We start from the raw sequence: 24,404 nt of genomic DNA on the forward strand, positions 1-24,404 counted from the left end.
TTTCTATTAGATTATATAAATAGGGTAAACAAAAATCTAAATTCATCAGTAAAGAGGTGCAGTCATGACGCAATTAAGAATGGGTATTATCGGAATTGGACTTAGAAGTAATATTGTGAAGTATTGGCATCAACCTGAAGGTAATTCCGTTGTCGTTGGTGCGGCGGATATTTCTGTAGCAGCACTTGATCGTTTTAAGCAAGAAATCAATGAAGAAGCTTTTGTGACAACAGATTACAAGGAATTACTAGCTAGAGAAGATATCGATGCTGTTGCTATTTTATCACCTGATTATTTGCATGAAGAACATGCTATTGCAGCGTTACGTGCTGGAAAACACGTATATTGTGAAAAGCCACTTGCGATTACTCCAGAAGGTTGTGATCGTATTCTTGATGAATGGAAACTTTCGGGAAAACATTTAATGATTGGCTTCAATATGCGTTATATGAGCATGTACCAAACAATGAAAGAAATCATTGATTCTGGTGTCATTGGTGATATAAAAGCTGTATGGGTCAGACATTTTGTCGGATTAGGTGGATATTATTATTACCATGATTGGCATGGTGCATCAAAAAATACGACATCTTTGCTATTGCAAAAGGCGTCTCATGACTTCGACGTCATTCATTGGTTAACTGGACAATATGCCAAAAAGGTATCTGCTTTTGGAAGCCTTGATTATTACGGTGGGGACAAGCCAAATGATTTATATTGCCCAGATTGTGATTTAAAAGATACATGCCCGGATGTAAGTTTAACAAAATTAACACAATGTGCTTTCCGTGAAGAAATTGATGTAGAAGATAATAATATGGTTATTATGGAGCTTGAAAATGGAATTAAAGCATCCTATATGCAATGCCATTTCACTCCTGAATATTCTCGAAACTACACCTTTATCGGTACGAAAGGCCGTATCGAAAATGATGATATTAACGATAAGGTATATGTCAAAACAAGAAAATCAGGCACTTGGCATGAAATGAGCGATATAGTATACGAAATGAAGCAAATGCCTGGAACACATAGTGGTGCAGACCCACGAATCTGTTCAGATTTTGTGAACTTAGTTTTATACAATAAGCAACCATTAACAACTCCTTTTGCTGGTCGCATGAGTGTGGCTGTAGGTTGTGCAGCGACTGAATCCATTCGTTCTGGAGGAAAAGTAATCAAGATCGATCAAGGAAGTCATCGTCCAATCGAGGAGGGGCAACATGCCAAAGTTAACGCATAATGAAAAATCCTTTTTGCTTGATGGCAAAGAAACGTTAATTTTAAGTGGTGCTATGCATTACTTCAGAACAGTTCCTGAATATTGGGAAGATCGACTTTTGAAATTAAAAGAATGTGGTCTCAATACTGTAGAAACATATGTTGCTTGGAATATCCATGAACCAGAGGAAGGGCAATTTGTATTCGAAGGAATTGCCGATATCGAGCGTTTTATTAAAACAGCTGAAAAAGTAGGGCTTCATGTTATTGTGAGACCGGGACCTTATATTTGTGCAGAATGGGAATTCGGTGGTTTTCCTTATTGGTTAATGACTGTACCAAATATTAAATTACGTTGCTTCAACAAGCCTTATTTAGAAAAAGTGGATGCTTATTTTGATGAACTATTTAAAAGGCTGAATCCACTTTTAAGTTCGAATGGCGGCCCAATCATTGCTATTCAGATTGAAAATGAATACGGTAGCTTTGGGAATGATCAAAAATATTTACAACATATGCGTGACAGCATACAAAAAAGAGTTAGAGATGAACTTCTCTTTACATCAGATGGTCCACTTCCAAGCATGCTGCATGGCGGGATGATTGAAAATGTACTCGAGACAGTGAATTTCGGCTCAAGAACGGAAGAGGCATTTGATGAATTAAAGAAATTGCAGCCCAATGCACCGCTTATGTGCATGGAGTTTTGGCATGGCTGGTTTGACCATTGGGGTGAGGAGCATCATACAAGGTCTGCTGATAGTGTTGTAGAAACATTGGAAGACATGCTAAAGCGTAATGGCTCAGTCAATTTCTACATGGCACATGGTGGAACGAACTTTGGATTCTATAATGGAGCAAATCATAATGAAGAAATCTATCAACCTACAGTTACAAGCTATGATTATGATGGATTGTTAACGGAATCCGGAGATGTGACAGATAAATTTTTTGAGGTTCGAAAAACATTTGAAAAATATGTTGATCTTCCAGAAAGGAAACTACCAGTTCCAACGCCGAAAAAACAATACGGAGAAGTTCAATTAACAGAGAGTGTTGCACTACTTGACTCATTTGAGCAACTTTCCACACCACAAAAAAGTGAAGCTCCTTTAACGATGGAAGAATACGGTCAAGGATACGGTTTTATCGTGTATGAGACCATTATTAAGGGAGCTTATGGCAAGCAAAGATTAACTGTTCAAGATGTTCATGACAGAGGACAAGTATATGTAAATGGCGAATATGTTGGATTAGTTGATAGAATTAGTGGAAAATCTAGTTTAGACGTAGATATTACCGAAGATGAAACGAAACTTCAAATCATTGTCGAGAATATGGGACGCATCAATTATGGGCCATTCCTCGTTGATTTTAAAGGAATCACAGAAGGGGTCAGATTGAACAATCAATTTTTATTTGATTGGACGGTGTACCCATTACCATTAAATGATGTAAGCCAATTATCATTCTCTAATGCAGAAACAAAAGAGAATCATCCGCATTTCCACCGTGGAACACTTACAATAGATGAAGTAGCTGATACGTTTATCGACATGTCCAAGTGGACGAAAGGCGTCGTCTTCGTAAACGGTCATAACCTTGGTCGTTATTGGGAGATTGGTCCTCAACAGACATTATATGTCCCAGCACCATTTTTACAAAAAGGCGACAATGAAATTATTATTTTCGAACTTCATAAGCATGAGCAAGCTGTATGTTTTGTTGATAAGCCCGTATTAGGGTGATGAAAAAAGCGTGGACCCAATCAGTCCACGCTTCTTCCTATTCTTCTTCAACTGTATTTACTTCAACGCAGATTACAGTAGTAGTTACAAGGACGATCAACATAGCTCCTACGGCTAAAAACATATTCATCATCTCCTACCAAGTGATATGGCCTCCGGATCCAGGAGGGGCGTGCTGAATCATGTGGCTTAACGGCAATGCGTATGCCATCAAAATAAGCACAACTGCTACACCAATCCAAATCCACCAGTTTTCTAAAAACTTAGGTGTATGTGATTTATCGCTTTCTGCAATTGGGAATTCCTCAAATTCTTCTTTCAACTTCGCTTCAGGTGCAACGAATAATAGATTGGCAACGATATAGACTAATAGCATCGCTGAAAGGAATAAAATCGTTCCACCAATCGCCATTGTGACATGGTTGGATAAAATTCCATCGAACCATTCCAATGCATTTACATTTCCGTTATAACCAGAGTATGCTGTTCTTCTTGGAGCACCGAGTAGTCCTAAGACATGTTGTGCGGTAGACATTAAAAGCATACCGACAGACCAAGATCCAATTTGGATAAAGGCAAGCTTTTGTAATCGTTTTGTGAATTTTCTTCCTGTAAGATAAGGAATGAGCCAGAATGTAATTCCCATAAATGTCATGGCGACTGGAGTACCGACGGTAATATGGAAATGTCCAACAATCCACAGTGTATTGTGCACAAGTTCATTCAATTGGAAGCTTGCGTTAATGATTCCGCCAGCACCACCAGGGATGAAAAATGCCATTGCGATAAATATGGATGTAAAGCGAACATCTTTCCACGGAAGCTTTTTAAACCAGCCGAACAATCCTGTACCACCTTTTTTTCTACCAGAAATTTCAAATGTAGCAAACATCGAAAAGGCAGTCATTAGAGATGGAATAATAACCATGAATGTTAAAACAACCTGTAAAAACTTCCAGAAACTTGAGATTCCAGGCTCTGTTAACTGGTGATGGAACCCAACTGGAATAGAGAAAAGTAAAAACAGAACAAATGACAAACGAGCTAAAGAATCACTGAATACTTTTACCCCAAGAATTTTTGGAACGACTGTATACCATGCAATATAAGCAGGCAATAACCAGAAATAAACGAGCGGGTGTCCGAAATACCAGAATAAAGAGCGACTAAGTTCTACGTTAATTGTATCGACCCAACCAAATGCCCAAGGAATGTATTGGAACACAACGGTTGCAACTACACCTAGACATGCAATGAGCCATAAGATTAATGTAGCAACAGTCATGTATGCAAAGAGTGGACTTAACTGACCTTTGTTTCGTTTTTTCCACACGATATAATGACCGATTAGGGCAAAGCTGCTCAACCAAGTACCTACAATGACTAATGCAAGTCCAACGTAATACCATCCGCTAGCTTTCAGCGGTGCATAAAATGTATAAAGCACAGATGCTTTTCCTGAGATAATCATAACAGTTGCAAGTGCTGTTCCAATTGTCGTTACGATGAATCCTAACCAAGCGAATAAATTAACTTTCCGTCCAAAACCGCCTAATGTTTTACTCATTCCAGCAATTAAGAAAGCGAAGATGAAAAATGTTGTATAAATAAGTGCAAGTAATACTCCGTGTGCAGTTAATATTTGATAATAATTCAGCCATGTAGGAAGATCGAGTGAATTGTTTCGAACAAACACTTGAAGTAATCCACAGAAGGTTCCGATAATAAATGCAATGTAGGCAACTCCGATATTCCATAAGGCGAGCTTACGATCCTGAATTCCCATCATGGTTCATACACCTCAATCTCTGTTTGCATAAAATGGTGACCTGTACCGCAATACTCATTACATAAGACTAAATATTTTCCCGGTTTATCGAATGTGTAGCTTTTATGAGTGATTCTTCCAGGCACAACCATCATGTTCACTTTTGTATCTTTTATGGTGAAACTGTGAACAACGTCTGTACTAGTTAATGTAAAAATAATTTCTTTTCCAACAGGAACTCTGATGTTGGAAGGGTTATATCCGAAAGCCATTCCGACAATTGCCACTTCATACGTATTTTTATCAATTTGTCTGACACCAGGGTTATCAAATGGAGCTATTTCATTCACCTTTTCAGGATCAATGGTATCCATTCCTCCTGCTGGTGTGTGCCCTTGTCCAAAGGCAGTAATTCCGACAATGCTTAGAAAAATAGCTAATGATAAAATACCGAATACTAACCAAATTTTTTCATACTTATGAAAATCCATATTCTCACCTACTTTTCCTTGTTATTTGGAAACATAAAGACCGTAAACGGCAAACCACATAACTAAAATAATGATTCCAACGGTAAAAACACTAATGAGCGTTCCTTTAAGGTTTACGTCTGACCCATGCTTCTTTTTGGTCATTGGGCATCCTCCTATAATTGCTGGTTTATGATAAAATCGTACTTTCTTCAGACTCTCCTCACAGTGATAAAAGTCACACCACATGTTGAAAAATGCACAATGTTAAAAATTAGACAAAAAATAAAAAAGGACCATCCTTAATAGTTAGTGTCTAGCGCAGCAACCATTTACTAGTAAACTTCTTGCCCCTCTCCCTACGATAAGTCAACATCAATTCGTCCTATAGTCCTCATCGTGTTTCCTTTATCTCAGTCGATGGTCCTGAAGTTTGTACGTCGATGAACATGCGCTTCCGCTTTTCTTTGTCTAGCTCCAGCGCCAGTCGACAAGTAAACTTCTTGTCCTCATCCCTACGATAAGTCAACATCAATTCGTCCTGTGGACTCATTGTGTTTCCTTTATCTCAGTCAGAGGCCCTGAAGTTTGTACGTCGATGGACAGGCGCTTCCGCTTTTCTTTTACTCGACAAAAGTCGAGTAAGGCATTGTGTAGGATATGCTACAATGAGGTGGATGTGGGGTGATGATATGAAAAGGATTAATTTTCTGTATATCTTTCTCGGTTTATGTATTTGTTTATCATTAGGACTGGCCGCGTTTTTTTTATTTGAATCCTTTCAATACGAAGCTTCTTTTAATGGGAATGAATCGATTCCAAACTATGATTATCATTTTGTTTTAATAGGGCAAGAGAAAGATAATCCATACCATCGGAAAATTTATGAGGGTGCTACGGCAGCGGCGAAAGAGAAAAATATTTTCATAGAATATGTTGGACCGAGGCAGACGAATGTAGAAGAACATATAAAATTAATCGAAATGGCTACTGCCGCTAGGGTTGACGGCATTTTAACCCAAGGATTAACGAATCGAGAATTTAAGCCCGCGATCGATAATGCTATCAATCGTGGAGTGCCCGTAATTACGTTCGACACGGATCTTGAAGATAGCAAGCGTTTATCCTATATTGGGACGGATAATTATGAATCCGGTTACAAAATAGGCGAGGCTCTCATTGAAGATACAAATGGACAGGCTGTTGTAGGTATCATAACTGGGCTGCTCTATTCGAATAATCTTGTGTTAAGAGTACAAGGGTTTTTAGATGCAATTGAAAAAGCCCCTAATATCAAAGTTGTCGCGATTGAAAGCTCGAACATCAGCAAAAGCCAAGCTGCTGAAAAAGCACATCAAATGTTAAGAAAATATCCTGAAATTACTGCTTTTTTCGGTACAAGTGCTTTAGATGGAGCAGGGATTGCACAAGCGATTGATAAAATTAATCCAATTACACCTATTCTTGTGTACGCCTTTGATGATTTGAATGAAACGCTGGAATTAATAAAAGAAGATAAGATTCACGCAACAGTTAAACAAAATCAATATGAAATGGGGTATAAAGGTGTCTCCATGTTATATGAGGCAGTTAAAGGTGAGCGCATACCAAAAACATACCATACATCGACAAAAATACTTCGAAAAAAAGATATTGGGTTGAGCAACCATGAGTAAAATGAAAAATAAGTTAATGGTATTTTTTCTTGCACTATTTGTGCTCTTAAATGGTGTCTCTATTTTTCTATTTCTCAATCATAAACAAACGGTTGCCCAGTATGATCATCTGTTAGACCGCTTTTTATTGTTAAATGATATTTCCCAAATCTCACAGAACACCTACGATTCTATGAATTCCTTTCTTCTCCATAAGACACAAGATGATTTAACAGACTTTTATACATATAGGCGTCAGCTTAAAGAAAAACAGCGAGATTTAAAAAAGACGATAATGAATAACCACAATTATATTCCAGTTAAAAACTATGAAGTGATGATCGGAAGTTTAATAGAAGAAACAGATGTGACAATAGGTCTGTTTATGAGTGAACAAATAGAAAGTTATCCCGCAAGACAAGCAGAATCTTTAAAATTACTATCTTTTCTACAAGACCAAACCCTCCATCTATTAAATGAGGAATTAACTCAGTTTCAATCATATTATTTAGAAATGAGCGGTAGGAATCAAAACATGGAATATATGGGATTTGCTCTATTCTCGGCTACTTTATTCATGGTGCTTCTGTTCTCGTTGTTGTTTAGTAACAATATTACGAGACCCATTCAGCAATTGACAAATGCCGCCCATGAAATTGCGATTGGAAAACTAGATGGAGAAGAAATTATCTATCATAAAAAAGATGAATTAGGATTTTTGACCGCAACGTTTAACAAAATGAGAAGAGACGTAATCGATTTGTTTACGCAAATCCAAGAAAAATCAGAGCAGGAACAGCTGATTAAAGAAATGGAATTGAAAAGCTTACAGAGCCAAATCAATCCTCACTTTTTATTTAACACGCTGAATACGATTGGGAAGCTTGCTTATATTGAAGGATCAGAAAAAGTAAATCACTTGATTATGGCACTGTCCAAATTGTTGCGCTATAACTTGAGTAAGCTGGAGAAGCCCGTAAAGTTGAAGGACGAATTACAAACGGTTCAAGATTATTTTTTTATACAAAAAACAAGGTTTGGAGAAAGAGTTCATTTTAATCTTTTGGTAAATGAGGATTGTTTAGATTTAGAGATTCCTATCTTAACACTACAGCCAATCGTTGAAAATGCCTTTATCCATGGGATTGAATCATTGGAAGACGGAGGAACGATCAAAATAGAGGGTCATACAGAAGAAAACGACGTCATTATAAAAATTATGGATAATGGCGTTGGGATGAACGAGGAAACTAAGAATTCATTTTTTAATAACAGTGAAAAGAGGAAGCAAACTGGGACAGGGCACTCAACGGGATTAGGTCTAGAGAATGTCATTAGGAGATTACAACTTTTTTATCATCGAAAAGACATATTTTTAATCGAGTCGGAAATAGGAAATGGGACAATCGTTGAGCTACGATTGCCGAAAGGAGGATCATAATGTATCGCATATTACTTGTAGATGATGAATCCATTGAGAGAATGGCTTTAAAAAAGATAATCACAAGTTGGAGTGATGCAATCATCGAAGAAGCAGAAAATGGAAGAATGGCTATTGTGAAAGCAGCCGAATTTCGCCCCGATATCATTTTTATGGATATTAAAATGCCTGGGATTGATGGCATTGAAGCTGCAGAAGAAATCAAAAAAATGGACAACTCTGTAAAAGTAATCATGGTTACCGCCTTTGAAGCGTTTGAATATGCCAGGCATGCCGTACGCCTTGGTGTGAATGATTACTTATTAAAACCAAGCTCAGATCAAGAAATTATCGACGTCTTGAGGAAGGTTACAAATGAGATTGCGATTGAAAGGCATCATCGAAATGATCAATTAAATATAAGGGAACATTATAATAAGGCCTTATCAATCATTCAATCACGTGAAATTACGTCCTTAATTGTAGGAAATGATGTTTCTGAATCTGTTGACTTTGAAGGAAACTGGATAAGTGCTTATGAAAAGCCAAGTTGTGTTGTGGTAGTAGAATTTGGAGATACAGCAACTGGTGATGAGAAACAAAAAATTTCAGCTTTTATTAAGGACCAGCTAAGTATTTCCGATAGTCAGAGCTTTGTCGGAACTATTCATCTCAACCAGTTGCCAATCCTCATTCAGTTAACCGATAAAGAAAATGAATCAATCATGAGCCAATCTTTGAGGATAGGGAAGAATCTGATCGATAAAATTCAGCAAAAGTTCGCACGTACGAATGTGAAAATTGGAATCGGAAAATGTTATGACGACATTGAAGAATTTGTCCAATCGTATCATGAGGCGTTGTTTGCCTTAGCTAAGACGAATAGGCCCTTTACATGTACATATTTTAATCACTTGTTATCAGACATTACATCTATTAATCAATTATTTGAATTGGAAAAAACATTACTTGAACATATTTTTTTTGGCAAAATTGAGGAATCTACGAATTCTTTTAAAAAATACTTTGATGAACTAATCGTTACGTCTAATGGGAATATAGAAGTCATTAAAGAAAAATTGAATGAGTTTTTCGTTCTCCTTAATAGACAAATGTACGAGAAAAAAGTGGATATTACATATCATCTTAAATACAACCAAGTGAAATCGATGTATCAGCTGCAAGAACTTGTCATCGATAAAATAATCCAAACGACCAAAATGATTCACACGCTTCATTTTTCCGAAAATATCGATATGGTCTCTAAAGCAAAAAACTATATTGAGCAGCATTACGAAAAATCTATCACTCTAGAAGATGTAGCTGAGGTAGTTCAGCTTAGTCCGCATTATTTCAGTAAACTATTCAAAGAGCTTTGCGGAAAATCCTTTATAGATTATTTAACGGAGGTCAGAGTCAAACACGCGAAGGAATTAATGAAACAACAGGAAAAGAGCTTAAAGGAAATATGTTTTCAAGTGGGCTATAAGGATCCTAATTATTTCAGTAGGGTGTTTAAACGAGTTACTGGACTTTCTCCCTCAGAATATCGGAATCATCAGCTAAAGATTGGTTAAGAAGTAAACAAAAAAATGCTACTTAACATAAAAAAATGAAGGTTGAAAGTTGAAAAAAGGATTCCCGTTAGTGATAGCACAAAGATGTATAGAAAGAAGTAAAATCAGATAGCTATTGAATCAAAGAATCGTAGTCTTAAATCTATATAATATTGTTAGCGTTTACAACGAAATTAGGGGGAATTAATTTTGAGAAAAAGATGGTTTCTTTCTATATTGTTAAGTGCATTTATGATCATGCTTGCTGCATGTAGCGGAAACGAAGCTGGAAGTGATCCAGTTGAACCTGCTGAAAAAAACGATCCTCCAGCAGAAAAACCTGTTGAAAAAGAAGATGAAAAGGCGTCATTAGAAATTTTCAGTTGGTGGACGGGTGCTGGTGAGGAGGAAGGGCTACTAGCATTAATCGATGTATTTAATCAAAAACACCCTGAAATTGAAGTGATAAATGCTGCTGTTGCAGGTGGTGCTGGAACAAATGCAAAAGCAGTGTTAGTGAGCCGCATGCAAGGTGGAGACCCTCCATCTACATTCCAAGTTCATGGTGGAGCGGAGTTGAATGAGAGCTGGGTGGCAGCCGGGAAAATGACACCATTGAATGATTTCTTTGATGCGGAAGGACTTAATGATAAGTTTCCACAAGAGTTGATTGATTTAGTAAGTAAGGACGGTAACATTTACTCTGTCCCGGTAAACATTCACCGTGGAAATGTTCTATGGTATAACCAGAAAGTATTTGATGAATTGAATCTAAAAGCACCAACTACTTTTGATGAGTTTTTCAAAGTAGCTGATACGTTGAAGGAAAAAGGGATAACGCCATTGGCACTAGGGGATAAAGAAGCTTGGACAGCTACTCACCTTTATGAAAGTGTCCTTTTAGGTCATTTAGGAGCAGCTGATTATGGAAAGCTATGGACAGGTGACTTATCATTTGATGACGCGAAGGTGAAAGAAGCAACGGAAATTTTTGCGAAAATGCTTGATTATGTAAATGAAGATCATAGCGCTCGAAATTGGCAAGACGCTGCTCAGCTTGTTGCTGACGGTGAAGCAGCGATGAACGTAATGGGTGATTGGGCGAAAGGATATTTTGACGGACGTGGCTTAAAAGTTGGAACTGATTATGGATGGGCGCCTACACCAAATAGTAATGGAATGTTTGTCGTTATAACAGATACATTCGGGTTGCCGAATGAAATCGATAATCCTGAAACCGTGAAAGAATTCCTAGCTGTTCTTGCATCAGTCGAAGGGCAAGATGCATTTAATCCGAAGAAAGGATCTATCCCTGCACGGGTTGATGCGGATGTTGAAAAATATGATGAGTATGGAAAAGCAGCAATGGAGGATTTTAAAACGAATGATTTAGGACCTAGTCTTGCCCATGGTTCAGCGGCAAATGAAGGGTTTGTAACAAAAGTGAATGATGCAATGGTCATGTTCGTAACGCAAAAAAATGTTGATCATTTTATTGAACAATTAGTCGCTGCAGCAAAAGATCTTTAATGTCTAACAATGAGGAAGGGAAGAGTACTCTTCCCTTCCTTTCTATATATGTATCATTGATTCAGCTTAGGGGAGATGGTTGCGATGAATGTCAATAAAGAGGTCAATATGGGCATTTCCACACCGATAAAAAAAACCACAAAGAAAAAAATAACGACAGATCGTGTCTTATCTTTTTTGTTTATCTTGCCTTCAGTTATTTTAATCGCGGTCTTTGTTTATGGTTTTATTGGTTGGAGCGGGTATGTATCATTAAGTAACTGGAATTCAATCGTAAAAGATTTATCATTTGCAGGGTTTAAAAACTATGCTTATTTATTTGATAATTTCAGATTTCAAGCCGATTTGCGGAATACGTTTTTCTTTACAATTCTCTTTATTGGGGCGGTTATAGTCCTTGGGCAACTTCTCGCTATTTTAATTGATCAAAATATTAAAGGTGAATCTTTATTTCGCAATATTTTCTTCTTTCCAATGTCCTTATCGTTTATCGTAACGGGTGTCGTGTGGCAATGGTTATTGAATCCGACTACAGGAGTTAATATATTTTTACAAAAGTTCGGCATAAAGCCGATGTGGTATGTGGATACAACGATTATTCCAGCATGGAAATGGGGGCATATTGAATTCGGAATACCAGTAGCGATCATTGCTCTCGTTATTGCGGCCACTTGGCAATTGACGGGTTTTGCATTGGCCATGTATTTAGCAGGATTGCGGGCGATACCAGAAGATATTAGAGAAGCAGCTCGTGTCGATGGAGCAACAGAGTTTCAGTTATATCGAAAGGTCATTTTTCCATTATTAGCGCCTATTACCGTAAGTGTCATTATTATTATGGCTCACATCTCTTTGAAAATATTTGACCTCGTTTATGCAATGACAGGGTCGGGAGCGGGTTTTGTAACGGATGTTCCCGGTACGTTTATGTTTGAAACGACGTTTAGAGGAAATTACTATGCGAATGGATCTGCTATTTCGATTATTATGCTTTTATCCGTCGCAATCTTCATCGTTCCGTATTTGATTAAGAATCGAAGAGGTGATATGTCATGACAGCAAAGCGCATAGGACTTCGAACAACTCTTTATCTGTTCTTGATATTATTAAGCTTGTTTTATCTCATGCCGCTTTATGTCATGATCGTCACTAGTTTAAAACCTTTTGCAGAAGTGTCATTAGCTACGATGTGGAAACTACCATCCACATTTGATTTTTCTAGTTATAGCTTTGCTTTTAAAAAATTGGCACCAAACTTAATGAATAGTTTTTATTTAGTCATTCCTGCTACGATTTTGGCTGCCATGATTGGATCAATGAATGGCTATGTATTATCAAAATGGAGATTTAAAGGATCCGAATGGGTTTTTACGGCACTATTATTTGGAATGTTTATTCCTTATCAAAGTATACTAATTCCACTTATTGAATTTTTAAGAAGCATAGAACTGTATAATAGTATTACTGGTTTAGTGTTTGTCCATGTCGTATATGGGATTCCTGTTACAACACTGATGTTTCGAAATTTTTATGCCAATATTCCAATGGACCTAATTGAATCGGCCAAAATGGATGGGGCAGGATTTTTACGTATTTATTGGAATATTATGATCCCTCTATCAATTTCAGGATTTGTCGTCGTAGGAATTTGGCAGTTTACAAATATATGGAATGAGTTTTTATTTGCCGTGACAATCACGACAAACAAACAACAGCCTGTTATGGTCGCGCTACAAAATTTATCGGGGAGTCAAATTGTAGAATGGAATGTGCAAATGGCAGGTGCGCTCTTGGCAGCACTGCCCACTTTACTTGTCTATATTATTTTAGGGAAATACTTCGTTAGAGGATTATTAGCGGGATCGGTAAAAGGATAATGATATAAGAAGCGCACGGCGCCTGGAGCTAGACAGCAAAAGCCTTATTTCAAAATTTCTTAATAAAACTAATACTTTACTTTAGAAAAAGGGCGACCTCCGTGGTCAGCCCTTTTAGTCTATCTTGCATATTTCTATTGGACATATTTCACAATGATTTTCTTCTCTTAAATATTCCAAATCATGAACGAGAATTTTCCCATCTTGCATTGAAAGTTTGCTGTCTTTTTTTAAGGTGCTTAACATCCGATTAACGACTTCGCGACTCATGCCGCAAAAATTGGCAAGCTCTTGATTGGTAAGTGACAAATCAATAAGAATGCCGCCTTCTTGCTCTACTCCATAACTGTTCGTCAAACGTATTAATGTTGAATATAGTGCACCTTTTTTTCCGTGTAAAATAAGGTCGCGGAATTTAGACTGCATTTTTTTATGATGGAGGCTCATCATTTTCATAAATTCAACATTTAAGCTTGGTTTAAGAAGTAGGTTCTCCTCTAAAACATCTTTTTTGATTTTAGCGCAAACGCTATCCTCGATTGCTCTTGCGTGAACAGTGTATGGTGAAGAGTCAGCGTACAAAGAAATTTCATAAATAAAATCGCCTTCGCTAAAAATTTGAAACGCAATCTCACGTCCATCCGGTGATACCTTTCCAATGCGAATTTTTCCTGAGCGGATGTAATAAATCCCGTCAGCAAGATCGCCTTCTTGAAATAAATATGCATCTTTTTTCAATTCAATATCATGATGGACAATGGCAAGAAGACCTTCTAGATTGGCGGATTCGACCTTTCCATTCATATGATCACACCTATTCATTATAGAAGGAGATGTCCCCTTCTTCATTAATACTCATTTTGCGCCCATCTTTAAAAGTAATCTCAAGAGGATGTGTTTCACTCATTTTTTTGGAAAAATACCATCTTCTACCTGGTGGAACAAGGACGATAAAAGTATCTCTCTTTCCAAGAAAATTTAATTCATCGGGCACGATATTTGAGCTTCCAAACAGTGAAATACCAAAATCCTGTATTTCCTCTCCAACATTTGCAACACGAGGAGTTGTTATGCTAACTTCACTTATATTTAAAAAAGAAGCTACCGATAAATCTCCGAATAAATCTCTTTTTCTCCTTCCGATTAATTCAATCACATTTCCAGCTGGATCCTCGAAATACATTGAATCGGCATCGAAACTTCGAAAATACACTTCATTACGCCCATTTTCTCGGTTTAAAGGAAGTCTGTTTTGTATCCAGTCTTTCATCATCGAAAACTGATTTCCTGGTATGTTGATGGCAAAATGATAAAATGCTCTTCGTTCTAATTGTTTAAATGTAATAGTTGATTCGCCGACTTGCACAGTGAACTGATCAGCCATTGCTTCAATAATTTGAAGCTCTAAAATATTACCATAAAATCGTCTTAGTGCCTTTACTTTATCTGTATAAAACGTGACGGATTTAAACATAACATCACCCACAATTGTTCAGCCTCAGCGCCTACTGAAAAAGACTTCTCCCTCTAATAAGCAACAGCGATTCTCTTGTTGGTTCATTTATCTAAGTCGAAGTCCCAGTAGCTATACGTCGATTAGTAAGGCGCTTTCGCTTTTCTTTCATTATATCATTATTGAAGCTTGATAAGATGACAAATGTCATCTTATTTTCATGACATTACTTACTGATGTTCCCTCTCGATCATTTATAAAATGGTATTAAAGATTTGTGAGGGAGAGGTTTGAATGGAACGCGTAATTGACATTAAAGGGTTGACGAAATCGTTCAAGGAAAAGAGAGCAGTAAAGGATGTTTCTTTTACCATAAAAAGAGGGGAAGTAGTCGCGATTCTTGGCCCAAATGGAGCAGGGAAAACAACGACTATGTTAATGATGCTCGGTTTGTTGAGCCCATCTAAGGGCGATGTAAAAATATTTGATGAAGAAGCTAATTCTAAGCATGTTCGTGAAAAAATAGGAGTCATGCTCCAAGAAGTAAGCATTATGGATGGGCTGAAGGTGAAGGAGATTATAAGTTTGATTCGGAATTATTACCCTAACCCGTATTCATTAGATCACCTCATTCAAATTACAGGACTGAATCAAGATGATTTGAAGAAGCGGACAGAGAAACTTTCAGGAGGTCAAAAAAGAAGAGTTGGTTTTGCGTTGGCACTAGCAGGAAATCCAGATCTATTATTTTTTGATGAGCCGACGGTAGGAATGGATATAACAGCGCGAAAGATATTTTGGGAAACCGTGAAGGAGCTTGCAAACCAAGGAAAGACGATCCTTTTTTCAACTCATTATTTACAGGAAGCAGATGATGTCGCTAATCGCATTTTATTATTCAATGATGGAACTATTATCGCAGATGGAACACCAGAAGAGATTAAGAAAAAATTATCCAAGCAATCTGTTTCTTTTATAACGAATGACGTAATTCCAAGAAAAATGTTTCTCGAACATCCTTTTGTAACCGATATGTTTGAAAAAGACGGTAGGATCTATCTCGTGACGGAGGATACTGATTTAGTGCTTGCTAAAATTTTTGAACTGAAATTAAACGTAAAAGACATTCGAGTAGAAAAAGGACGACTAGACGAAGCTTTTGAACAATTGACAGGTGAACATAAGGAGGTTATTTAAAATGAATGTATTATTGCTTCAATGTAAAGCTGAAATATTGCGTATGTTTCGAAATCCCTATTATATTTTTTGGTCACTTTTTATGCCCATTGTATTTTATATCGTTTTTACAAAAGTAGTAAATATTCAGGTGCCTGACAAAAAGGTTTGGGATGCGCATTATTTAATGTCCATGACCACATTCAGTGTAATGGGAAGTGCCATCATGACGATGGGAATCAGGATCGTACAAGAACGCAAGGAAGGCTGGACTACTTTTATCCAAACAACGCCTCTTTCGGGTTCAGTGTACTTTTTGGCAAAAATGACTGGCCAGACAGTTGTACATCTCTTTTCCATTATCGTTATATTTATTGCGGGAGTATTAATAAATGGAATTTCACTGCCAATCCATGTTTGGTTATTGAGCGGGGCTTGGATTCTTCTTGGATCATTGCCATTTCTCGGACTTGGTGCATTAGTTGGAACGATGAAACGAGTTGATACTGCAACGGGTGTAAGTAATTTCATTTACATGCTTCTTGCTATTAGCGGCGGGATGTGGATGCCAATGGACATATTACCTAAGATGGTCCAAAAGATAGGAAGTTGGCTTCCATCATATAACTTTGGGAATGGCGCTTGGGAAATTATTCGTGGGAATTCACCGGAATTTAAGAATTATATGATTCTAGCAGGTTACCTTCTTATTTTCATGGTATTATCGACATATATAAGAAGGAAACAGGAAGCGGTGTAATGATTGAAAAAATTTGAAGTTTTTCCTAAAAAATTCGGTGTTTTACCTTATATATTTCTAATTTATTTAGTCCTTCCGTTTTTTTATGTGGTAGAGGAACAAGGAATGAAAGCAGTTATTGGATATCTTCTTATACTGCTTTTCCTCATTTCTTATCGGCAGTTATATTTTTTAATTCCCTTTAAAAAATTTTCTATTTGGATAATAATACAATTTATCATTATTAGTATTCTTAGTATTTGGTTTAATCCCAATAACTTGTTTATGGGCTTTTTTACTGCAAATTTTGTTGGGTGGTTTCCAGATAAGAAGCTTTTTAGATGGGCATTTATTTCTTTCACAGCAGTGCTTGCTGCATCTATGATATTTATCGTTATACAAGGACATTTTTCTAATTTTTATTACTTTCTCCCATTTCTTTTAGTGATGCTTGCTTCTCCTTTCGGCATCCGATCGATGAATGTAAAAATGGAATTAGAGAAAAAGCTCGATCAAGCCAATATGCAAATTAAGGACCTCATTAAACGGGAAGAAAGAGTACGCATTGCAAGGGATTTGCACGATACGTTGGGACATACGCTGTCACTCATCACGCTTCAAAGTCAGCTCGTACAAAGACTCACTGAGAAAAATCCTGAACGTGCGAAGCAAGTGGCAAAGGAAATTGAATCAACTTCTCGATCAGCTCTGCGCCAGGTTAGGGAACTCGTATCCGAAATGCGATCTATTACGATTGTGGAAGAATTAACGGATATGGATCAATTCTTAAAGACTGCCGGAATTGATTTCCATGTTTATGGAGACGAGGATTTTTCTCATATCCCATTACTTAAACAAAATATTATTGGAATGTGCCTTCGGGAAGCTGGAACCAATATTGTAAAGCATAGCAAGGCAAAGCATAGTACAGTATCGTTTGAAGAAAAGGAAGGCTTCCTCTCTATTACTGTCAAAGATGATGGGGTTGGATTATTGGAGCAACATCAAAACGGGAACGGTTTAAAAGGAATGAGAGAGCGGCTTGCCTTAATTGATGGAACTCTAATGATAAGTTCAAATAAAGGAACAGTACTAACAATAACGGTACCTATAATAATAAAGCAGACTGAGGTGAAGGATGCCGATGATACGCATAGTAATTGCTGAAGATCAGCGGATGTTAAGGGGAGCGCTCGGAGCTTTGCTAGATTTTGAAGAAGATTTAGAAGTAGTTGGTCAGGCAGAAAACGGTGAAGAAGCACTGAAACTTGTAAAGGAGCTTAAACCGGATGTTTGCCTGATGGATATTGAAATGCCTTTGAAAAGTGGGTTGGAAGTGGCAAGTGAATTAAAACAATTAGGATCTCCAGTTAAGGTGATTATGCTGACGACCTTTGCGCGACCTGGTTATTTTGAAAAGGCAATGAAAGCAGGGGTTCATGGCTATTTATTGAAGGATGGATCGATAGATGAACTAGCCAGTACGATTCGTAAAGTCATGGAGGGTAAAAGAGAGTTTGCCCACGAATTAATTATGAATTCGTATAAAGAAGATAACCCTTTAACTGAACGTGAACAAGAAATATTAAAATTAGCGGCAGAAGGAAAAACGGGGAAAGAAATATCAAACATATTATTCCTATCCCAAGGGACAGTCCGGAACTATATGTCTGAAATTCTTCAAAAGCTAAATTCAAAGAATAAGATAGAAGCAATATCGATTGCTCAAGAAAAGGGCTGGATATAAGTAGGGATGTTCCAAAATGATGGAACATCCCTTTGAGCTTACATGGCTTTTGCTTTCAAATAAAAACGATGCTGCTTCACGTCAAAATATCCTTTATCTTGGATCAGTTGATGAATTTCATACAATTTCTGCTTTTCTTTTTCTACATTAAATTCTGGTGCTTGCCAAGGGATGGCTTTTAAATAATAGACTAATGCACCTATATCAAAGAATCTTTGAATTGGAAATTCCTCACGACTTTCTAAAATCTTAAAACCATTATCCTCCAAATCAGATGCCGCTTTAGCCAAATTCCAATCTATAAATTCCTCATTATAAGGTAAACCTAATGCATCGTTTATATCGTGGCAATCTAATCCTCCTACTTGTTGAGTAAGAAACAGGCCGTTGTCCGTTATAATTCTTCGAACTTCTTGATTAGAATATGCTTCATGTTTATTTATAATGAGGTCAAAAAAGCTGTTATCAAATGGTAGTTGGTGGTCATCTTCAATTTCAAATACCTTAACACCAAGTGATTCTAGTCGATTTTTAGCAATTGGAACATTTGGTTTATATGCTTCCGTAGCATATATGATTGGTGGAAAAGGACGTAGCATCGATAAAAATTCGCCGCCTCCCGTTCCCATATCGAGCATCGAAGAAGAATTTTTAATAAGACCCAAAGCTTTGCTTCCATATGACCAAGATAGCGGCTCACTAACTATTCTTCCTGTACCATTCACATACGAAAAATCCCAACCGGAAAAAGGGCGATTACTGCTTTCGATTAATTGTTCAAATTGATTGTCGAATATCATTCTAAATACCTCCATATAAGGAAAATCAGGTGGAAACTATTACTAGGAACATAGTATAATGGTCCTGATTGTGTTTAATAAAGGAGAATTTTTTCTTGAAGAATTTCAGATTGCATCTTACGTTGATCATTATTGTTTTTTCCATTTTTATATCTTTTATAGTAGCATTTTTTGATCAAGTTAAGTTGAAAAATAGATTAATAGAAGAATACGAGTCTAAATTAAGTGCAACAGAAGATAGTATAATCGACTCTTTGCATACGATTGATAAGGCCTATATGTTTTTTGACGATGACATAGCTCAAAAAATGAAAAAGATCTCGGGAGATTTACTTACTCTTTATGAAAAAAACCGAGATTTTGATGAGTGGGATTTTCAAGCCCTTAAAACGTATTATGGGATGGATATCTACATTATAAACGAAAAAAACGTCATCACACATAGTAGTTTCCATGAGGATGTCGGTCTTGACTTTCAATCTTGCTGCACACGATTATCAGAATTGCTAGATACAAGGAGAATTGAAGGAGTATTCGTTGATGACGGAATGGATATTCAACAGGCAAATGGAGGAATAAAAAAATATAGTTATGCCCCTACGCCTGATAAAAAATATATCATCGAATTAGGAATAGAATTATCAGATGGAGAGATTTTTAAACACTTTAATTTCCTACAATTAAAAAATGAGTTAGAAGAAAAATATACTTTTATTAACAATATTAATATATATAGTCGTGGTGGGAACACACTCCTTGTCGATAGTAATAAGCGAGAGGAAGACATAAAGCGTGGTTCCAAAAGATGGTCATATTTCAGAAAGGCGCTAGAGAGTGGAGAACCGGTTGAGGTAAAAGGGAAATGGCATGATTTAGACGTTACATATCGCTATGTCCCATATGAAGCAACGGAAAAAAGAGGGGTTTCTACTAATAGAGTGGTTGAAATTGTGTATAATGACTATCCATTAAATAAAGAATTAGTAGATAATAAAAAACAATTCGTTTTGCAGCTGCTTGTCATTTTAATCGGTGCTATATTACTTTCTCTTTTTATAGCACGATGGATTGGAAGGCCGATGTTTTTAGCGTTTCACGATAGTTTGACAGGACTTAAAAATCGAGCAGCTTTCGAGGATTTAGTTAGTGATCAATTGAAAAAGAAAGATGTAAACACAGCTTTAATGATGATTGATCTAGATAATTTTAAGCTTGTTAATGATCGGCTAGGACATTCCGAAGGTGATCGTATTCTTAAAGTGACCGCAGAAGCAATTGCTTCTTTTTTAAGTAAAAAGGATAGTGCCGTCAGAATTGGCGGGGATGAGTTCGGTGTCATTTTTGCTAATATTCAAGTAGAAGATCTTAAGAAGACCGCTTTAGGGATGCTAAACTTGATGGAACAGCGTTTCCACGATCTGCCTGAGGAGATCGATGTATCGATGAGCATTGGGATTGCGTTTGCGGATGAACAAGATAATGTCGATACGCTATATGCCAAAGCAGATAGTGCATTATATCGTTCAAAAAATAATGGGAAGAACCAATACCATATTTATGGTGATACGGAATAAAAAACTAGACTTTATCAAAAACATACTATTATTGTAATATAAAAGTATGTTTTTTTTAGGAGATGGTAAAGATGTGGGAAGAATTTAAGAAGTTTGCTATAAAAGGAAACGTATTAGACTTGGCGGTTGCAGTTGTCATCGGAGCAGCATTCGGTAAAATTGTTTCTTCGCTTGTTGATAATATTATTATGCCACTTGTTGGAGTGTTGCTAGGCGGCAGAAGTTTTGAAAAGCTTTCTTTTACAATCAATGATGCAGACGTCAAATACGGAATGTTCATTCAAAGCGTAGTTGACTTTTTCATAATTTCCTTTTCGATATTTATGTTTGTAAAATTATTAAACAGCTTTAAAAGTAAGAAAGAGGAAGAAGTTATAGAGAAAGAGCCAGAGGTTGCACCGGAAATAGAGCTGTTGGCTGAAATTCGCGATTTATTAAAAGAACAAAAACAAGAAAAAGCAGATAACTGAAAGTAGATGAAAAACACCACACGAAATTTTCGCGTGGTGTTTTTCAATTATTAATGTTAAGCCTCTCTTGCGACTTGAATTTCCATCGTAACTTTAATGTCATCACCGACAAGAACGCCACCTGTTTCAAGGGCTGCATTCCAAGTTAAACCATAATCGCTGCGTTTGATTTTACCTTCTACGCTAAAGCCTGCTTTTTCTGCACCACTCATTGGGTCTTTCGCAAGTCCTTCAAACGTAACAGTAAAGGTTTCAGGTTTTGTTACTCCGTGCAAGGAAACGTCTCCTGTTACTGCGTATTCATCTTCTCCCTTTTTCACAATATTTGTTGAAGTAAATGTTAAATTAGGGTATTTTTCAGTTTCAAAAAAGTCAGCTGAACGAAGATGATTATCACGATCTGTGTTTCGTGTATCAATGCTTGCAACATCAATTGTAAAACTGATATTTCCAGTTGTTAAATCAGTTGCGTCTACCACGATATCCGCAGAAAAATCATTAAAAGAACCTTTTACTTTAGAAACCATCATATGTTTTACAGAAAAATCAACGTTGCTGTGAGCATTATCAAGATTCCATTTAGAAATTGCCATTGTTACATCTCCTCCTCATGATTGTTACAAAAAGTAAGTTACTGATATTATTATAGTTAATAATCTTTAAGATGTAAAGTTGTTTTTTTGACATTACTTTTAGAAAAATGAATAATAGAGCAAAATAGTATAAGTTTTCTTTGTGTTTCAGTTTATCCTAAAAGTTTGATCATAAACCTAAAAAAGAGAGGTGTTTGTACTATGCGAATGGTAGATATTATCGCAAAGAAAAGGGATGGATCAGATTTATCAAAGGAAGAAATCCATTTTGTCATTGAAGGATATACAAATGGACAAATTCCAGATTATCAAATGTCAGCTTTTTTAATGTCGGTATTTTTTCGAGGGATGTCTGCTAAAGAAACGGCTGAAATGACAATGGCGATGGTACAATCAGGAGATCAAATCGATTTATCGGGAATTGAAGGGGTCAAGGTAGACAAACATTCGACTGGTGGTGTAGGTGACACAACGACTCTAGTACTTGCTCCATTAGTCGCTGCACTTGGAATTCCTGTTGCAAAAATGTCAGGTCGTGGACTAGGGCATACAGGTGGAACCATCGATAAGCTTGAAGCGGTTCAAGGATTCCATGTTGAGATTTCCGAACAGCAATTTATTGAATTAGTCAATCGAAATAAAATCGCTGTTGTAGGACAATCGGGAAATTTGACTCCTGCTGATAAGAAAATTTATAGTCTTCGCGATGTGACGGCGACCGTAAATTCTATTCCTCTCATTGCAAGTTCTATTATGAGTAAAAAGATCGCTGCTGGTGCAGATGCCATCGTTCTTGATGTAAAAGTAGGTGCCGGAGCTTTTATGAAGCAACTTGATGATGCCAGAGAGCTCGCCAATGCCATGATGGAAATTGGAAATCAAGTTGGAAGAAAAACATTGGCTGTTATTTCGAATATGGAGCAACCGCTAGGATATGCGGTGGGAAATGCTTTGGAGGTAAAAGAAGCAATCGAAACGCTGCAAGGAAAGGGTCCCGAAGATTTGCATGAACTTTGTCTTGTTTTAGGGAGCAAAATGGTTGTATTAGCAGGAAAAGCTAATTCCGAAGAAGAGGCAAGATCAATGCTTGAAGAAGTGATTGACAATGGCAAAGCTCTTCAAGCGTTTAAACAATTTTTATCAGCTCAAGGTGGAGATCCATCTGTTGTAGATGATGTACAAAAATTACCTAAAGCTAAATATCAAATTCCGGTAAAAGCAACCGAGAGCGGTTATGTAACCGGAATTGTCGCTGATGAAATTGGCGTAGCCGCGATGCTTTTAGGGGCTGGTCGTGCAACGAAAGAATCCGAAATAGATTTAAGTGTAGGAATAGTTTTACATAAAAAAATTGGAAATGCAGTTGAAGTGGGAGAAGCGATTGCAACTATATACAGTAATACAGAAGAGGTTAGTGAGGTTATAAATCGGATTTCCAAAGCATATGATTTTTCTATAGATAAACCCTCTCCAATGCCTTTAATATATAACTTATAGGTAATTTTGATGTGAGTCTTCTAACGAAGGCTCTTTTTTCTTGCAATATTGTTTATGAATGATATGATAAGTGATAATGATTATCATTATTATTTAAGGAGGTACTCCATGCTAGCAGTTAAGTCAATTGCGGATACAATCCGCGAAAGAACTTCGGTTAAAAATGGATATATCGATAGAGAGATTACACAAGAACTTGTTTTGTCATTATTAAATGATGCCGTTTGGGCGCCTACACATGGCGTTCGTGAACCATGGCGTTTTATATTTGTTTCCAAAGATCGTAAAGAGGATTTTATTGAAGCGATACTTCAATGTCATGAAAAAGGAAAGCACGAAATTATTCAAAATAAATTTATTAATGTACCGGCATTTTTAGTCGTCATTATGAATGAGGATCCACGGCAAAAAGTGCGGGAAGAAGATTTCGCCGCAACAAGCTGTATGCTTCAAAATCTGCAATTGCTTGCGTGGGAACAAGAAATAGGAATGGTTTGGAAAACGCCTGCCCATATTCACGATCCAAAATTCCGTCAAGCACTGGGAGTTCAACCAGGTGAAAAAATTGTGGGAGTATTAAATATTGGATATTTTGATAAAGAGATAGCAGCAAAAAAGATTCGAAAAAGGACAAATCCCGTAGAAAAGATGGTCGCTTTTTAACCTTTAAACAACTCATAACATAAATATTTTAGGGTGATTGTGTCTAGCGCAAGCAGCCATCGCTAGCGTTTTTCCGAAAAGGGATATGGACTAATGCCGCGAGCCCCTGTGTGCAAGGCCCTATCGCATTCTAAACATTGGTTTGCTTTTCCTAAATAAGGGTATTACAAAACCATGACCCTTAATAAAGGAGAGGTTAATATGGACGAGCATAAGGAAATTGAAAGGACCGAAAGAAAATCAGATTCCAGTCAAGTAGCTTCTACTTTTATTAAATACACTGCTTATTTAATCATTTTTTTCGGAGTCATGTGGTTTATCATTAGTTATTTGATTCCGATGATAAGAGGGTAGTAAATGAATGAATAATGATCTTATCAAATTGATCTGAACCGTAAATGTTAGACAACAATCTAACATTTACGGTTTTTTATCGTTTTGTAAAAT

Annotated in this window: 24 protein-coding genes; 17 read left to right on the forward strand and 7 right to left on the reverse strand. The window is 36.8% G+C overall.

The genetic code is table 11. From position 1 onward, the window contains the following. Window positions 1–64: 64 nt before the first annotated feature. A complete protein-coding gene (locus KHA93_RS21650) occupies window positions 65–1,243 on the forward strand; it encodes a Gfo/Idh/MocA family protein (protein ID WP_213112615.1) in 1,179 nt (392 codons plus the stop codon). Continuing rightward, on the forward strand, window positions 1,224–2,969 hold the full coding sequence (locus KHA93_RS21655) for a glycoside hydrolase family 35 protein (protein ID WP_213112616.1): 1,746 nt from the start codon (window positions 1,224–1,226) through the stop codon (window positions 2,967–2,969). Before KHA93_RS21650 ends, KHA93_RS21655 begins: the two co-directional genes overlap by 20 nt. Window positions 2,970–3,105: 136 nt before the next feature. On the opposite strand, the gene KHA93_RS21660 is transcribed toward KHA93_RS21655, so the two are convergent. Genes KHA93_RS21660 through KHA93_RS21670 form a run of 3 tightly spaced genes read right to left on the reverse strand, consistent with a single transcriptional unit; the run spans window position 3,106 to window position 5,372 of the window. After that, window positions 3,106–4,758: a b(o/a)3-type cytochrome-c oxidase subunit 1 gene (locus KHA93_RS21660; protein WP_213112617.1), complete on the reverse strand. Its 1,653-nt coding sequence runs from the start codon at window positions 4,756–4,758 to the stop codon at window positions 3,106–3,108. Further along, window positions 4,755–5,228 carry a cytochrome c oxidase subunit II gene (locus tag KHA93_RS21665; protein WP_213112618.1) on the reverse strand — a complete coding sequence of 158 codons (474 nt, stop codon included), beginning with the start codon at window positions 5,226–5,228 and terminating at the stop codon, window positions 4,755–4,757. The genes KHA93_RS21660 and KHA93_RS21665 overlap by 4 nt, the downstream gene beginning before the upstream one ends. 21 nt (window positions 5,229–5,249) lie before the next feature. Beyond that, entirely contained in the window at window positions 5,250–5,372 is a 123-nt protein-coding gene (locus tag KHA93_RS21670; RefSeq protein ID WP_213112619.1) for a cytochrome C oxidase subunit II, read from the reverse strand. 527 nt (window positions 5,373–5,899) lie between these two features. On the opposite strand from KHA93_RS21670, the gene KHA93_RS21675 reads away from it, so the two are divergent. The 6 genes from KHA93_RS21675 to KHA93_RS21700 all read left to right on the forward strand — a co-directional run bounded on the left by KHA93_RS21675 (window position 5,900) and on the right by KHA93_RS21700 (window position 13,245). Then, window positions 5,900–6,883, forward strand: a complete 984-nt coding sequence (locus tag KHA93_RS21675) for a sugar-binding protein (RefSeq protein ID WP_213112620.1) — start codon at window positions 5,900–5,902, stop codon at window positions 6,881–6,883. Then, the gene (locus KHA93_RS21680; RefSeq protein ID WP_213112621.1) at window positions 6,876–8,303 is read left to right on the forward strand and encodes a sensor histidine kinase; all 1,428 of its coding nucleotides are present in this window, start codon (window positions 6,876–6,878) and stop codon (window positions 8,301–8,303) included. Before KHA93_RS21675 ends, KHA93_RS21680 begins: the two co-directional genes overlap by 8 nt. After that, window positions 8,303–9,859, forward strand: a complete 1,557-nt coding sequence (locus tag KHA93_RS21685; RefSeq protein ID WP_213112622.1) for a response regulator — start codon at window positions 8,303–8,305, stop codon at window positions 9,857–9,859. Before KHA93_RS21680 ends, KHA93_RS21685 begins: the two co-directional genes overlap by 1 nt. Before the next feature lie 231 nt (window positions 9,860–10,090). Further along, window positions 10,091–11,368 carry an ABC transporter substrate-binding protein gene (locus tag KHA93_RS21690; RefSeq protein ID WP_213113083.1) on the forward strand — a complete coding sequence of 426 codons (1,278 nt, stop codon included), beginning with the start codon at window positions 10,091–10,093 and terminating at the stop codon, window positions 11,366–11,368. 108 nt (window positions 11,369–11,476) lie between these two features. Beyond that, the gene (locus KHA93_RS21695) at window positions 11,477–12,424 is read left to right on the forward strand and encodes a carbohydrate ABC transporter permease (protein WP_432806358.1); all 948 of its coding nucleotides are present in this window, start codon (window positions 11,477–11,479) and stop codon (window positions 12,422–12,424) included. Continuing rightward, the gene (locus KHA93_RS21700) at window positions 12,421–13,245 is read left to right on the forward strand and encodes a carbohydrate ABC transporter permease (RefSeq protein WP_213112624.1); all 825 of its coding nucleotides are present in this window, start codon (window positions 12,421–12,423) and stop codon (window positions 13,243–13,245) included. The genes KHA93_RS21695 and KHA93_RS21700 overlap by 4 nt, the downstream gene beginning before the upstream one ends. Window positions 13,246–13,359: 114 nt before the next feature. Here the strand turns inward: KHA93_RS21700 and KHA93_RS21705 are convergent, their stop codons facing one another. Continuing rightward, a complete protein-coding gene (locus tag KHA93_RS21705) occupies window positions 13,360–14,067 on the reverse strand; it encodes a Crp/Fnr family transcriptional regulator (protein ID WP_432806332.1) in 708 nt (235 codons plus the stop codon). Then, window positions 14,060–14,731 (reverse strand): hypothetical protein, encoded by a 672-nt coding sequence (locus KHA93_RS23770; protein WP_213112625.1) that lies wholly within the window; start codon window positions 14,729–14,731, stop codon window positions 14,060–14,062. Before KHA93_RS23770 ends, KHA93_RS21705 begins: the two co-directional genes overlap by 8 nt. A 261-nt stretch (window positions 14,732–14,992) precedes the next feature. Between KHA93_RS23770 and KHA93_RS21715 the strand changes: the two genes are divergently transcribed. The 4 genes from KHA93_RS21715 to KHA93_RS21730 are packed head-to-tail and all read left to right on the forward strand — an operon-like array spanning window position 14,993 to window position 18,360. Then, on the forward strand, window positions 14,993–15,895 hold the full coding sequence (locus KHA93_RS21715) for an ABC transporter ATP-binding protein (protein ID WP_213112626.1): 903 nt from the start codon (window positions 14,993–14,995) through the stop codon (window positions 15,893–15,895). Window position 15,896: 1 nt separating this feature from the next. Next, on the forward strand, window positions 15,897–16,634 hold the full coding sequence (locus KHA93_RS21720; RefSeq protein WP_213112627.1) for an ABC transporter permease: 738 nt from the start codon (window positions 15,897–15,899) through the stop codon (window positions 16,632–16,634). A 3-nt stretch (window positions 16,635–16,637) separates the two neighbouring features. After that, the gene (locus tag KHA93_RS21725) at window positions 16,638–17,780 is read left to right on the forward strand and encodes an ATP-binding protein (RefSeq protein WP_213112628.1); all 1,143 of its coding nucleotides are present in this window, start codon (window positions 16,638–16,640) and stop codon (window positions 17,778–17,780) included. Next, entirely contained in the window at window positions 17,758–18,360 is a 603-nt protein-coding gene (locus tag KHA93_RS21730; protein WP_213112629.1) for a response regulator transcription factor, read from the forward strand. The genes KHA93_RS21725 and KHA93_RS21730 overlap by 23 nt, the downstream gene beginning before the upstream one ends. A gap of 38 nt (window positions 18,361–18,398) precedes the next feature. On the opposite strand, the gene KHA93_RS21735 is transcribed toward KHA93_RS21730, so the two are convergent. Then, window positions 18,399–19,160 carry a methyltransferase domain-containing protein gene (locus KHA93_RS21735; protein WP_213112630.1) on the reverse strand — a complete coding sequence of 254 codons (762 nt, stop codon included), beginning with the start codon at window positions 19,158–19,160 and terminating at the stop codon, window positions 18,399–18,401. A 95-nt stretch (window positions 19,161–19,255) separates the two neighbouring features. Between KHA93_RS21735 and KHA93_RS21740 the strand changes: the two genes are divergently transcribed. Next, a complete protein-coding gene (locus KHA93_RS21740) occupies window positions 19,256–20,734 on the forward strand; it encodes a GGDEF domain-containing protein (protein WP_213112631.1) in 1,479 nt (492 codons plus the stop codon). A gap of 71 nt (window positions 20,735–20,805) precedes the next feature. Beyond that, on the forward strand, window positions 20,806–21,204 hold the full coding sequence (gene mscL / locus KHA93_RS21745) for a large conductance mechanosensitive channel protein MscL (RefSeq protein WP_213112632.1): 399 nt from the start codon (window positions 20,806–20,808) through the stop codon (window positions 21,202–21,204). A 56-nt stretch (window positions 21,205–21,260) separates the two neighbouring features. On the opposite strand, the gene KHA93_RS21750 is transcribed toward mscL, so the two are convergent. After that, window positions 21,261–21,797 carry a YceI family protein gene (locus tag KHA93_RS21750; protein ID WP_213112633.1) on the reverse strand — a complete coding sequence of 179 codons (537 nt, stop codon included), beginning with the start codon at window positions 21,795–21,797 and terminating at the stop codon, window positions 21,261–21,263. A 201-nt stretch (window positions 21,798–21,998) separates the two neighbouring features. Here KHA93_RS21750 and KHA93_RS21755 point away from each other — a divergent pair, with 201 nt between their 5' ends. The 3 genes from KHA93_RS21755 (at window position 21,999) to KHA93_RS21765 (ending at window position 24,311) form a co-directional block, all read left to right on the forward strand. Further along, window positions 21,999–23,294 carry a pyrimidine-nucleoside phosphorylase gene (locus tag KHA93_RS21755; protein WP_213112634.1) on the forward strand — a complete coding sequence of 432 codons (1,296 nt, stop codon included), beginning with the start codon at window positions 21,999–22,001 and terminating at the stop codon, window positions 23,292–23,294. Window positions 23,295–23,402: 108 nt separating this feature from the next. Further along, the gene (locus KHA93_RS21760) at window positions 23,403–23,957 is read left to right on the forward strand and encodes a nitroreductase family protein (protein WP_213112635.1); all 555 of its coding nucleotides are present in this window, start codon (window positions 23,403–23,405) and stop codon (window positions 23,955–23,957) included. 201 nt (window positions 23,958–24,158) lie between these two features. Next, window positions 24,159–24,311, forward strand: coding sequence for a hypothetical protein (locus tag KHA93_RS21765; protein WP_213112636.1), 153 nt, complete (start codon window positions 24,159–24,161; stop codon window positions 24,309–24,311). Window positions 24,312–24,404 lie beyond the last annotated feature (93 nt).

This window comes from Lederbergia citrisecunda (assembly GCF_018343695.1).
GTDB classification, from domain to species: domain Bacteria; phylum Bacillota; class Bacilli; order Bacillales; family Bacillaceae_C; genus Lederbergia; species Lederbergia citrisecunda.